The sequence below is a fragment of the Streptococcus cristatus AS 1.3089 genome (assembly GCF_000385925.1).
Classification (GTDB): domain Bacteria; phylum Bacillota; class Bacilli; order Lactobacillales; family Streptococcaceae; genus Streptococcus; species Streptococcus cristatus_B.
The window spans coordinates 383,906-397,830 of the sequence record NC_021175.1 but is presented as its reverse complement, the minus strand read 5'-3'; the positions used below and the strand labels follow the sequence as shown (position 1 = coordinate 397,830).

Here is a 13,925-nt window from a genome sequence, read left to right as displayed (position 1 = left end):
TTAGCATAAAATAATATAAAATAGAATTGGTAAACCTATTCTATTTTTTATTTTTGCTGGTATAGCAAAGAAATCCTTCGAAAGATAGCCTTTACCACCAACCATATCATATTCGATCAATCTCAAATCATCTGCAATTTCCTGAGCTGATGAATCCAGTGCCTTCTTGTCCACACTAGCCTTATGGAGAACCTCCGTCAATAAAGCGTAGTAAGGAGATACTTTCGAATTGGTCTGCTCAAGTAGCAAGGCTGAAAAATCACTAGAATTGACCAAAGGATAGTTCAACTTAGGTGTCTCATAATTGCTCCAGATAAAGTAATCGGTCAAATATTGATTTTCAGGATGATCCTTAAATGCTGACTGAGGATACAGACCCGGCAAGTGGTCACCATAAAAGACTACTGTTATTTTTTTATCAATTTTAGAAAGCTTGTCTAGAAACTCCTTGGTCGCATTGTCTGTGTGGTAGAGCATCCTTACATAGCTGGATAAGGATTTGTTTCCTGCCTCCGTGAAACCTGGATAACTAGCAGACATATAAATCGGATTGACTTCCGTCCAAGGCATATGATTTTGCATCGTCATAACTGAGAAAAATTGACTTTGGTCTGTTTTTAGGCGATCTAAGACTTGATTATAGGTCGTTTTATCACTATAGTTTCCACCAATATGATCTCCCTGCAACCCTTGAGTTCCATAATGAATAAAGGTATCATAGCCCAGATCTTTATAAATGATGTCTCTGGAATAATTACTTGGTGAGGCCAAATGAATCACGGTACGATTTTGAGAAGTGTAAAAATCACTGATAGCCGGAAGTTTGTTCATCTTTGGTACAACTTCCGTATAAATGACTGAGACAGAAGGCGATAGGTTATAAAACGGTAAGCCAGTCAGCGTTTGGAACTCCATATTCGCAGTTCCACCGCCATAGCCATCTGATTGCATCAACCCACTGGTAGTCTTAGACATGATTTCCTGAATATTAGGAATAGGATTTTGTGACATAGATACACCAGAAATCCGTGCTGGATCAGAGAAGCTCTCACTAAGAACATAAATGACCGTCTGTTCTTCTATTTTCTGCTTACGTTCCTGATTGATAGAATCAGCTAGTGCTCCATATTTCTTTTCTAATTCTTGAATTTTTTCTTTAGAATATCCCGTTGGCTGAATCATAGGCTTATCAGATAATTGAGTAAACCAAACAAACGAGACCGACCGCATTTGCGAATTTACTGTATTTCCAAACCAAGTCAAATCATGGTAATTATTCAAAATAGACACAACTGGAATATTATCGGCAACTTTACCATTCTCTTTCGAAGAGAATATCTGTAAAACACCTAAGAAAAAAACAATAGGAATAACCAGTGAAATAAGTTGAATTTTTACCATGGCGATTATTTTTCCAGGTAAAATTTTCCTACGGAAAAACCAATAGAAAAGACCAATAGCTACCACACTAGCAATCGCATAGATTCCATAATTACCACCAAGAAAATCAAATAAAAGCTTAGGATCTTTTAGCCAACTGATATCACTTGGCAAAATTGGTTCTTGTCGATATTGAAATTTCAAACTGCTGGCAATGGTGGAACTAATGCCTATTGCCAATATGATAATTGTGGGTAGAAAAATTTGATTAAAAGCAAGATAGATAAAAATAAATAGTGTAAAAAAGACTGCTATCTGAAAGAGACTTGCCCCAGTAAATAAATGAAGTTCTAAAACAGAAACATCCGCTCGAATACTATTTTGAATAGTATAGTTGAAGATGACAGAAAAAGCTGCGCTGCATAAGACTGCAACTGAAAGGCTTCCTTTATTTCTCGAAATATCTATCAATCCCTTTACCGCTAAAAAGCTAGGAAGCGAAAATAGGAAAAAGAGTAAAATAATAACACCAATTAACTTAAAAATAGAATCTTGAGAAATTTCAAATCCGCTATCTGTAAGATAAGTCATTAACAAACTCTGTTGCTGAAAAATAGCGGTCATCTTACTATCTGTTAACGATAAGAGAAGAAAAGACTGGGACAAGAACAGTGTCTCTAGAAAACCGCTATTGAATTCATCAACAGTCAGAAAGCTTCGGGAATGATATTTTTGAAGAGAAGAAAAGCGGTTAATGAGATAAGCAAATAAAAATATTAGCAGTAAGTAAGGTAAACCGTTAACTTCTACAAAGTGATTACTAAAAATATTCTCTGCTTTAAAATCAAAATCATTCACATGCTGCGTCACAGTCAGCAAATAAGAAAACAGGGCGTAGATTCCATAAACGAGAAAAGACCAAACTAATAATTTTCTATTAAACAGTTGGGCAACAATCTGACCTACACCAAATAAAACCGCTATTAAAACAAGAAAAACCAAACCGAGGCTGGCATAATTGTCTAAACTCTTATTTACTTGAAACAAGAATAAAGTCGCAACAGCTATGGTATCCAAAACTAAAAAACTGATAAGCAAATAGGAAATCTGCTTATAATAATTGACTAAAAATTTCATTATTCTTTCTACAGAAACTATTATCTAACTTTTAAAAAGATTCGATAAATACCTTCTAACTTTTTTTGCTAGGCTCTTATGAACCAGTTTCCCTTTCTGCTGGATTAATTGTTCTGCTTCTCTTTGCAAGTCTAATAGAGCAGGCAATGGGGTTCTAGGCATGATTTTAAAATCATAGTCCTGATCCCAAGCCAAATAAACCAATAAACTTTCTAAAACTTGAGGTTCTATTTGAGCTGATAACTGGTACTCATTTTGAAAAAGACCAGTCAATACGGAAGGTTTAAACCAAAAAAAGCCACCATACACTCTGGCAAAAACAGGATGTTGTTCAAAATCAAACGGTTTCTGGCAATGGAGTTTTTGCCAAATTGCAGCCATTTCTTTCCGAAATATTTTTTGCTCAAACAATCCATATCTGACTAAACTTGGAAGATCTGGTATAACGAGCCCAAGCTTATCATCTTGTTCCAAGACTTTAATACTAGCATTGGCATTTTCAAACATCATCTCCATCAGTTCACTACGCATCCAATTATCAAGCTGAGGCATTCCATCTACTAAAATTGCAGTAGAAATATGCCCAACAAAAGCAAATTGCTGTAGCAACTCACTCTGTTCAAGCATCGCCTGCATAGGATTTTCTTCTTTTCCAAAAAGAACCTGATAGCGGTCTGATACGTTTCCCAAAAGCTGAGCAAAGATTTCTTCGTCAGCTGTCGTCACCACAAATTGGTATTGTAGAGAAAGATCTTCCCATTTTTCTTTAAATTGCTCGAAGACTTGAAGGTCTGTCACATGAATATGAAGAGCTACCGGCTTTTCTGGCGAGTCATTCTTATCATCTCTCGAAAGCTGCTTATCCTGCAAAAGGCAGGGTACATCTGGACCAATATATTCAAATATATGCTCGGAAATTAAAGAAACAGGATAAGAAGTTCTCTCTTTGATTTCTTCCAGCAGATACCTCGCAGAAAAAGGATTGCCACTGATAGCTTTCACTTTCAAAAAGGGAACCTTTTTCTCAAGAATAGTAAAAGGCTTATAATAAGTAAAGTCTGGATGGATTAAATCCTCTGCTTCTTCTAGACGAGTATCAAAGGCAACCTGATAGGTAAAACCTGCCTCTGTAAAATATTGGGTGAATTTCGTCTCGTAGCGGTCAATCACATCTTGAACATCAGTAAAATCTTTTACCTGTTCCCAAAATTCTTGAAAATAAGTCGCCCTCAATATCTGCTGCTTAAAGGTAACAAAATAGCTCTGCAGATGTTCTTCAAAATACTTTGTTTTTCGAAAGTTGGTCATACCCCAAAAATCAACCTGAGCGTCCGCCTCAAACCTCTTATAAATAGGCTCCAAATCCCAGAGCGGACCAAAACAAGTATCATTCATCAAAGTCAGAGAGTCGTAGGTTTTGAGCTCCTCAAAACCTATGGCGCTCATTCCATCCCGCCAAGCCGCAAAATCATAACCTTGATTGTCCCGCTCCAACACATTGCTTATTCCAAATGCTTCTTGCAACTTTTTCTTAACTTTTTCCTCTATATAACTATTTGAAATAAAAAGGATTTTGGAAAACAAGGGCTTGAGCTGTTCTAATTGGTAGAAGACATGATTACTCACGCGCTTATATTTATTAAAATGAACATAGAGTAATATTCGTTCCATGAAAACACCTTATCATTTTATTGAGAGATCTCCCAGACCCCATTACGCTGAATCAATCCCGTTGCTGAGTCTTTTGCAGAGGTATCGCCATCTTCAATATCCCGTCGGCTGATAATAAGGACCGGAGTATTCTTAGAATCTGCAAAGGCTAAAATCTGATTCTCTTCATCACGCACAGAAACCTGCAATTTCAATTTTGCATGATTGATTTGGGAAAGATGGCATTTGTATTTTAGTGTCTTTTTTCCTGTTCCTTCTGTCAAATTATCCATTGAATTATCATTATACAACCAAATGGTACGGTCAATATCAGTCAGTGAAAAAGCTATGTAGGTTGCCATATTCTGATTGACTTGATAGCTAATTTCAAATTCAATTTCTTCAGTTGGTGCTGTCTGAGGAGAGCTTAGTAGACGAACCTCTAAATCAGATACTGCCTCAGATTCCTTTTCAGCGACATAATCTTCGTTCATGGCTTTTGTGTCAGTTGCATTATCCAGACTGTATTGGTTAGCTACATCATCTGGATTTCCGACAACTTTGACTAATCCATTTTCAATCAAAACAGCTTTATTACAATACTTTTTGACGGCATTCATATCGTGAGTTACTAAAATAGTTGTCTTTCCTGAATGCTTCCGTTCCATGAAATAATCATTACACTTGCGCTGAAAGGCTTCGTCCCCCACAGCCAGAACCTCATCCAAAATCAGAATGTCCCCTTGAGCCTTGATTGCAACTGAAAAAGCCAAGCGAACCTGCATCCCGCTAGAATAATTTTTAAGTTTTTGATTCATAAACTCACCCAGCTCAGCAAACTCCACGATATCATCGTACATGGCATCTACTTCTTCAGTTGAGAAGCCCAGCATAGCGCCATTCATATAGACATTTTCCCGGCCGGTCAGCTCTGGATTGAAGCCGACACCCAACTCGATAAAAGAAACCAATTTGCCATCGATGGTCACTGTGCCCTTTTCGGGAATATAAATCTCTGAGATAATTTTAAGAAGAGTGGACTTGCCAGAACCATTACGGCCAACAATTCCATAGAAATCTCCCTTTTCCACTTCAAAGGAAATATCCTTAAGAACATTCTGCTCTTTGTAACCTTTGATTCCCCGAAAGCGGTTGACTAGACTTGTTCTTAAACTTTGTGTTGACTCTGTTGGCAGTTTAAAAAACTTACTAACATGGTCAACTTTTACTGCAATATTATTTGACATTATAGAATCTCCGCAAATCTCTTAGCATTTTTATTAAAGATATAATATCCAAGTCCAAATATCACTACTGGCAATAAATAAGGAATCAGAGCAATCCAGTAATGGTCCATCAAATCCCAGCCCCGAGTACTGCCTGAGAAAACGATAAAATGACGAAGATCTTGAATAATCTGAGCCATTGGATTCAGCATCATCAGCTTAGCGACCAAAACATGCCCACCCTTCAGGATATAAGTCAGTGAATAAATAATCGGTGTCGCATACAGGCCTGCCTGCAGCACTACTTCCCAAATGGGTCCAATATCACGATATTTAACAAAAAGTGTCGCCAACATAAAGGCAAAACCAGCTGAAATCAAAACTAATTCCAGAAAAAGCGGGATAATAACTAGCCATCCTAGCGTGATTGATACTCCATTAATCAGAGCAAAAGCAAAAACAACCAACAAATTGATCGCATAGTTAATCGCTGCACCAGTAATAGCTGAAAAAACGATAATTGATTTAGAAAAATTCAGTTTTCGCAGTAAGTCCCCTCGAGCAACAATGGACATCATGCCCATATTGGTCGCTTCTGAGAAAAAGTTCCAAGTCACCATCCCTAAGAGAAGCGATACTGCATAATGAGGCGTCCCATCATCAAAACGCAGGAAACGAACGAAAACAAGATACATAATGGTAAAAAGCATTAAGGGTTTTAAAATCGACCACAAATGCCCAATGAAACTGCCTTGATAACGCAATTTGAAGTCTGTTTTAACCAATTCTCTCAAGAGAATCCAGTTTTTTTGGCTAAAATAATCTAGCATGCATATTACTCCTTATAAGCAAATTTTGTGAGAATGAGTGTCGTGAAAACTAAAGTATGAAAGGCACGATTTTTTCTGTAGCCATACTTTCGAATACGTCGCAGCCGCTCTGCAAAAGGAGCTTCCATGATTGTCACAAAATTTTCAATAATTTCTCTATTTTCAGTTGTCAGAGGCTGGATGAGAAGGTTGCGGGCCTGAGTCTGACTGTCTTTTATCAATTTCCAATATTTAGCAAATAGACGGCTAGGATGAATCCAGTTCTTCATTCGCTTGCGTAAGGTTCGGGCTCCTAACAAATTATTCGAATGTTGGCGGTAGAGTTCACCTGGCTGATCCAGATAAACGAGCTGTCCGAAAGCCGAAGCCAATAAGCCCAGATACCAATCGTGCATAAGCAGTTCATGCTCCTCCTGCCCTGTCCACAAATCAGCCAGAGCGCGGTTAATCATCGAAACGCCACCTGTCACCGTATTTTCCGTCAATTCTTGAATCAATTCTGTATTGGCATGGTCAGACTGCGTCCGAATCATACTTTCGTGAACAACATTTAGGTCCTGATCCACTACTTTTAAATCCATATAAACCAACAAAGGTACGGAAGCATCGTATTTCTCTGCTGCTGCTAACTGAAGCGCCAACTTATCTGGCAACCAGACATCATCCTGATCGCTAAAAAAGTAAACATCCGAATCCTGATACTTAAGCAAGCTATGAAAGCTCTTAATGACACCCAAATTTTGAGCTTCTTCTGGATTGATAAAGAAAATCCGGCTATCTTGACGGCAAAAATCCTCAATAATCGCTCGTGTCCCATCACTAGAGCCGTCATCTCGAATCAAAAGCTGCCAGTCCCTATAAGTTTGAGCTTGAATACTTTCAATCTGCTCTGCCAAAAACTTCTCACCATTATAGGTCGACAGAAGAATGGTCACTTTCATGATAAAAATAGCTCCTCGTATTCACCCACAATTTTTTCCCAGGTGTAGTTTTCTTTCATATTTTTTTTGGTCTGCCTGACCTAGCTCAGAAAAGTCGATCTGACCATCCACTCGGTCAATCAGCTGGGCCAACTGCCCCTCTTCTTTTTGCCAGTAAAGAGCGGCTTCTTTGGCTACTTGATGGTTGAAGTCCACATCCAAAACCAAATTGGCATCAGTCTGAGCCAGAGCTTCCAGAAGTCCAGGATTAGTTCCACCGACTTCGTGGCCGTGCAAATAGGCAAAGGCTTGATTGCGGATATATTTGAGCAGTTCCTGATCATAGACTGTCCCGACAAACTTAATCCGAGCATCCTTATCAAAACCCGTTTTTGCTTAAGCTCTTCATAATAAGGATTTCCCTCATGATTGCAGATAATGAGCAAGTAACGTTGGGTTTTGGATTTTATAAATTCCCGAATGATGGTCTCGTAGTTATTTTCTGGCACAAAACGTCCAACAATCAAATAATATTCCTTTTCTCTGCTCTGCCATTTCTCAAAAAAATCATGCACGCGAGCATCCTGAGAGTCAAGAGAAGATAGCTGGAGATCTGTTCCATAAGCAATGAAAGCCGTCTTAGACCAAGGATAGGACAGTTTTATATAGCTTTCAATGCCTTGGTTGTCCGCAATGACCAGATCAGCATACTTGGTCATAACCTTCTCAGAATATTTAAGATAGGCTTGAACTGGCTTAGGCCACTTGGCCCGCTTCCATTCCAGACCATCTGGATTGATAAAGAAAGTCCCGCCCGCTTTATGAATTTTATGTGCAAAAGGCGCCACAAAGGCTCCAATCGTATTGCCTAAAATATAAAAAATTGGACGCTCAATCTGCTGCTCTTGCACTAGCTTTAGAGAATAATTGATAGCCATCATATCATAAGCAATCACCCGAGCCGGCCCCAACTTAGGAGCCTTAACGGTGAAGCAATCCACTCCCTTGTAATCAAAATGATGAAAAGCTTCATCATCTGACAAACAAGCTACATGATACTGGATTTGGGAAGAAACCTTATTTTCTACTAATTTTTCAACAAAAGTTTCAAATCCGCCATATTTAGCAGGAAGTCCGCGACTCCCAATGATGAAGACATGTCTCATGCTTTTCCTCTATTCAAAGATTTACAATCTAGTCTATTATATCATTTTCTTGGTGATTTGTGTTGCAAAGAAAGAAACAGTAAATGCCATTTCTTTTTACCATTTACTGTTTCTTAATAATATTCACTATTTCATAATTCTTCTTATAATTTTTTTAAATAGATGGGTAATTTTTCTTTCAGATACTTTTTTGAATTCAAATAGACTATTAAAATAATACAATATTTTCTTATTTTTCACATTATCCTCTGTTATTGCATTTAACAACTCAGCATAGTTATTTTCTATTCGATAAACATTTTGAATCCTCTCTCTTTGTTTTACAACAAAGTCTTTTTGCTGTGAGAAGTTTTTTATAGAATCTTGCAAAATACTCGTCAACTGTTCAATATTTCCTAATTGGTAAATCGTACCGACTTCAAATAAATTGTAGGCTGTCATATATCCTTGATTATCTGATATTATCGTTGGAATTCCATTTAAAATAGCCTCTATGTATACTAAACCAAAAGTTTCAATTTTGGAAGTAAAAACACAGATATCTTCTGATGTTAACTCTTCCCAAGGATTATCTTTGTGCCCCAAAAAGAAAATATTGGTTAATCGGTTCTCTTGGATGTAATCATCACATTTCTTTTTATAAGTTTCATCCCAACCACCAATAAATACAAGCTCATAATCCGAAGCATTTTCTAAATTTTGATAAGCTTGAATCAGTTCAATCTGATTTTTATTATCATTTACTCGACCAACAGAAACAAATCTTTTCTTGCTTCCTTGTTTTAGTTTTATTGATACGACTTCATTATGCGAAATAAACGATTTAATTTCACGCTGAGGCAAGAGAAAAGATAGCGATTTTTGAAGGTTTCCTGTAACAGTGAATATCTCATCTGCTAAAGAGTCTATAACACCAATTTTCTCTTTATAATAACCAAATTCTCCCTCAGGAAATTCATGAATCAGCCAGAAATGCGGAATATCCTCACAAGCTGCTGCTACTGCTCCTTGAAACATATTAACTGTATTTGTAATGACCAAGTCAATATGGCTATCTACCATTAACTTTCTCAGCGCAGCAATATTTTCTTGGTAAGAATTTACCCTCTCTTCATGAGTTCCAGGAAGACCACCTGGTGCATCCTCCCACCACCATTTTACGGATGGCAGAGCAATGGTTCTAATTCCTTCTTTTGCAAGAGTAGAAATATAGTCTTGCTGGACTTGGACATGATAATCTGGTATCGCATTGATAACGTCGTAGCCATCTTGAACCAAATACTTCATCAGATGGAAAATAGAAATCTCTGCCCCATTATCCAAGGTTCCAGTCGGCGAAATGAATAAAATATTTTTCTTCATAGCTTATCCTTACCAATTCCAATAGAATGGAATCATTAAATAGATTGAAATTAAAAAGTTAGCTGACAAAGTGCCTATAAGCAAGTTTTTAACTGTCCACTCCTGAATCTCTAGCTTGCCCATATTCGCAAGAAGGGGTAAGAAGAGAATTAGGAAAGGCGTAAAATAGCGGCCCTGAGTTCCAACGGATATCTGAGCACCTTTTCCTAAAACAATCGGAGTCCACTCAAGATACATGATGGTGACAACAGCAATGACCTGCAAAAGGAAAAGATAAGCAGAAACAGTTGCATAGGACTTCGTCATAAAATCTTTCTTGGACTGCAAGAAAATGATAGTCAGTACCGCTACATCAAGAAAGATTAGCCACAGGGGCAACTGAATGGTGAAATTACCCAAAAATCCAAAGAGACCAATAGTCAATATGGTATTGAGGTCACCGTTCATGCGCTGTTTAAACAAAGTGTTGAGCAGAACCCTACTGTAGTGGAAAATCCCTCCTTGATGGCGGACAACCAGATGCAAGGCTAATAAAACTACGACAAGAGCCAAACTGTAAAAAACATAACGATGACGACCGATAAATGCCTTGATCGCAAGAAAAGGCTTGTTCAAAACAGCTAAGAATCCTTCCATTTCAAAATCAATGAAAGGAAACAAGCCTAGCAATAAAACATTGTTCAGTTTGGTTGCAAAGAGTCCAACGGATATGACCAAAAGCTGAATGAAATTCTTATTGGTAAATTTCTTGCTGGAAGCAATATTAGTGAAAAAACCAATAACTAGCATAAGCTCCAAGTAGTTCATTACATCGTAGGAGAGAGAAGCTGCCTGTTGAATCATAATTGGCAGAAGTGAAATGAAAAAGAGAGCCTTCTTGCCGTACTTAAAATACTTAATCAGGAAGTAAACACCCAAAATATAGGCTAGGCCGTTAAAAAATCGCCCCATCATGATAATAACTCCCACTGATGGATAGATAAACGATCCCAAGGTCATGCCAATTAGCTGCGGTAAAAAGGAAAGAGTTTTTAGATTAATCCCCAAAGTAGACTCTTCCTGAGATAAATCCAATTTCTCCGTAAAAAGCTTCTTGTACTCTGTTGGAGAAACATGCGGTTCCGAAGAAATATTTTCCATCCACTTGTAAGTTTTCTCTGTCGGTTTATGGAAAATCTCCCAAGTCATACGGGCGTGATTCGTTTCATCTGGAACACGGTTGATCGGTTGAACCACCATAAATGTCAAGACAAAGAGCGTCGCCAAGACCAGAAATATATTTTCTATTTTTATCGTCTTACTTCTTTTCAAAATCATTCACCATTTCATCTTTACTATCTAAACTGCAGTTTTCAAGAACAAAATCATAGGCATTTTCTGCTAATTCCTGACGTAGGTCAGGCGAAAGAATCAAACGCTCTAACTTTTCTTTCCACTCTCCGTCTTTAGCTAAAAGTCCAGTCTCCCCATCTTTTACCATATCAGAGAAGGCTCCAATGTGACTAGCAACTGTAGGAACTTTTACTAAGGCAGCCTCCATCCATTTGATTTCAGACTTAGCCCGATTAAAGACCGAGTCAACTAGCGGCGCTAAATTGATATCTACCCTACTAATCAGCTGAGGTAAATCCTTCCAGTCAACATAGTCATGGACAACAATCTGCTGTTGGTAAGGCTTCATATCCTCTGGAATATCTAAATGGCCGACAATATGGAGTTCCACATTTTTGTAAGTTTCAAGCAAGGATTGGATAGTTGGCTTTATCAATTCAAAATTTTCATTATGACTGATAGAGCCTGAAAAATAGCCAATCTTGACTTTTGAATCCTGCTGACTATAATCTTTGATAAAGTGAGAACTGATTTCAATCAAGTCACTGGAAGCTCGGTTTCTGTTCAGCAACACCTTATCTTTATATTTGAGCAGCTCTTCCTTCAGTTGGAAAGTCGAAGTAATCGCTCCATCACAGGCAGCTAACATCTTGCCATAATTTTTGACACCAGCATCATAGTTGCCCTTGTCCTTTTCTGACAAGCCTTGAGTATAGCTCAGCTGATCTGTATAAACTGTATCAAAAACCAAATCATCAATGTCAAAATAAACTGGTTTTTTATCTCTTTTAGCTGTATCGCACAAGAATTGAAGTTGATAAGACCATGGAGCCCGATAGATAATAATATGACTTGCATATCGAGCCTGAGAAATCTCAAATTCTGATACATTTACTACTTTGACCGTGAAGCCGTTTTTTCGTAACTGTTCTGCTTTGTTCAGCACTCGGTAACGTGTACATTGCGGAATGATATTTTCAACCCCATCTATAATCAAGATATATTGTTCTCTGGAGACTGATTTGAATTTTTGTACAATGTTTTCCAATATTTCAACTGGATAATCTGTTTCCATTTGTACATAATTAAGCAAATCAGGTATTTCCGTTCGTCTTTCCAGCCCCTGCCAACGGAATTGTTGCGCATTATAATTTTGTAATGAGGTGTACTTAACCAAAGGACTACCAGCCCTGAGCATTCTCAAAGGATGAATATACATAGCACTGTCTTTGTTTTCAGACACCAAAGCATCATATCGATAACCCAAATCCGCAAAATACTTAGTAAAAGTTGTTTCGTGTTTCCCAATAGCCTTATCACGCGAATCCGTATCGGTTAGGTCATTCCAATAGTCGAAAAACTCCTCTGATCGAAGCAATAAAGGCTCAATGACAAGAAAATAGGATTGCAGATGTTCTGGAATATAGCCATATTGATTGAAATTCGTGGCATCTTCTTGTACTTCACCAAAGGAAATTCCCCAGAAATCAAGATTTCTCTCCGCCATTGTTTGGAAGACTTCATTCAAATCTCTCATTGGACCAATATTCGTATCATTGACTAACAGAAGCTGAGAAGAGGTTTGCAACTTTTCCTTACCAATAGTTAAAATACCTTCCCTAAATGCCGCAGCATCGTAACCTGTATTATCCCTTACCAGAACTTGTCCATATTGTTCTAAGACAGATAAATCCTCCGGTTTCAATCCTCCATTTACCACAATCAACGTTTCATCTACCAAAGCAGCTAATTTCTCTAAAAATAGAACCTTGTAGCGCTGAAGATTCTCTTCTGACTCAAAAATGACGTAGACTAGACACTTTTTGCCAGTCACTTGTTGAAGCTGTTTTCGCTGAGAATTCCGTAAAACTCGATAATAATAGTTTTTGGGCGATTTGATATTTCTTTTTATGGTAATGTACTGACGCTTCATTTGAGATAGGACAGTTCGGATATTCCGCGGATTTTTGACAATCTGACCCACTTGCTTAATTGGAGTGACGATAGCATTCCCAACACGATAAGAGAGTGAGTTACGTAATTCGTCAATGTCATCCTGATATTGATAAATCAATTCGCTATCACGTTCCCAGTTTCGCTTTAGCTCTTGGATATAGTCAGACACCCTGTCCATATGCTGAATCAAATCATCCAGTCTGCCATCTAGAGTGTAGATATTTGCAGACAAAGCTTGATAAATCTCATCAGGCAACTGTTTCACATACTTACGCAGGATTTTCAGATAGATTTCGTAATGGTAACGAGTAGAATCTCGTTTAGAGATAGATTCCTTGTCAAAGACCCGATAATTCAGCTTTGTTTTTGTATCATAAACAGGTTTCGCACCTTGGTTGATAATCAAATTTAAGAGAAAATCATAGTCTTCCAGTTTTTCACGATTCAGTGCTTCATCATAATAAACACCCTCAGCAATCGAGCGACGAATGAGGGAACAGTTGGAAATGAAATTTTCTGTTAAGAAAGCTACCTTGTCATAGGGCCGTGATTTAAGGTAAACTTCTTTTTTATCAGGGTCATATAGATCCCCATAGACAATATCTGCTTCCTCTTGCAGCATGGTTGTATAGAAGCTCTCAACGTAGTCAACATCTAAGAAATCATCACTATCCACAAAAATAAAATAAGTTCCTTGAATTTGCTGCAAAGCCTTATTTCTTGTCTTGACGACCCCCATATTTTCATGGCTTTCAAACCTCGTCGGGAAAGGGGAATCTACCAAAGTTTCTTGGATAATCTGGGCAGACTTGTCTGTGGAACCATCATCCAATACCAATAACTCAATATTTTGATAAGTTTGCTCAAAAATACTGCGCAAACACTGTTCAATGTAGTCTTGATGGTTGTAGCATGTTACAACAACAGATATTAAATCTTTCATATACTTTCCTTGTAAATAACTAT

Annotated in this window: 8 protein-coding genes and 1 pseudogene; all 9 read right to left on the bottom strand. The window is 37.8% G+C overall.

The genetic code is table 11. From position 1 onward, the window contains the following. Entirely contained in the window at positions 1 to 2,517 is a 2,517-nt protein-coding gene (locus I872_RS01965; protein ID WP_015604483.1) for an LTA synthase family protein, read from the bottom strand. A gap of 24 nt (positions 2,518 to 2,541) precedes the next feature. Then, positions 2,542 to 4,188 (bottom strand): rhamnan synthesis F family protein, encoded by a 1,647-nt coding sequence (locus I872_RS01960; RefSeq protein WP_015604482.1) that lies wholly within the window; start codon positions 4,186 to 4,188, stop codon positions 2,542 to 2,544. Positions 4,189 to 4,205: 17 nt separating this feature from the next. Then, the gene (locus I872_RS01955) at positions 4,206 to 5,414 is read right to left on the bottom strand and encodes an ABC transporter ATP-binding protein (protein WP_015604481.1); all 1,209 of its coding nucleotides are present in this window, start codon (positions 5,412 to 5,414) and stop codon (positions 4,206 to 4,208) included. Then, positions 5,414 to 6,223 carry an ABC transporter permease gene (locus I872_RS01950; protein ID WP_015604480.1) on the bottom strand — a complete coding sequence of 270 codons (810 nt, stop codon included), beginning with the start codon at positions 6,221 to 6,223 and terminating at the stop codon, positions 5,414 to 5,416. Before I872_RS01950 ends, I872_RS01955 begins: the two co-directional genes overlap by 1 nt. 5 nt (positions 6,224 to 6,228) lie before the next feature. Beyond that, positions 6,229 to 7,164 carry a glycosyltransferase family 2 protein gene (locus I872_RS01945; RefSeq protein WP_015604479.1) on the bottom strand — a complete coding sequence of 312 codons (936 nt, stop codon included), beginning with the start codon at positions 7,162 to 7,164 and terminating at the stop codon, positions 6,229 to 6,231. Next, positions 7,161 to 8,309: pseudogene (cps2T, locus tag I872_RS01940) on the bottom strand (beta 1-4 rhamnosyltransferase Cps2T). Before cps2T ends, I872_RS01945 begins: the two are co-directional and overlap by 4 nt. A 126-nt stretch (positions 8,310 to 8,435) precedes the next feature. Continuing rightward, positions 8,436 to 9,671: a glycosyltransferase family 4 protein gene (locus tag I872_RS01935; protein WP_015604478.1), complete on the bottom strand. Its 1,236-nt coding sequence runs from the start codon at positions 9,669 to 9,671 to the stop codon at positions 8,436 to 8,438. Positions 9,672 to 9,680: 9 nt separating this feature from the next. Then, a complete protein-coding gene (locus I872_RS01930) occupies positions 9,681 to 10,982 on the bottom strand; it encodes a DUF2142 domain-containing protein (protein ID WP_041826868.1) in 1,302 nt (433 codons plus the stop codon). Further along, on the bottom strand, positions 10,969 to 13,902 hold the full coding sequence (locus I872_RS01925; RefSeq protein ID WP_015604476.1) for a rhamnan synthesis F family protein: 2,934 nt from the start codon (positions 13,900 to 13,902) through the stop codon (positions 10,969 to 10,971). The genes I872_RS01930 and I872_RS01925 overlap by 14 nt, the downstream gene beginning before the upstream one ends. Positions 13,903 to 13,925: the final 23 nt, after the last annotated feature.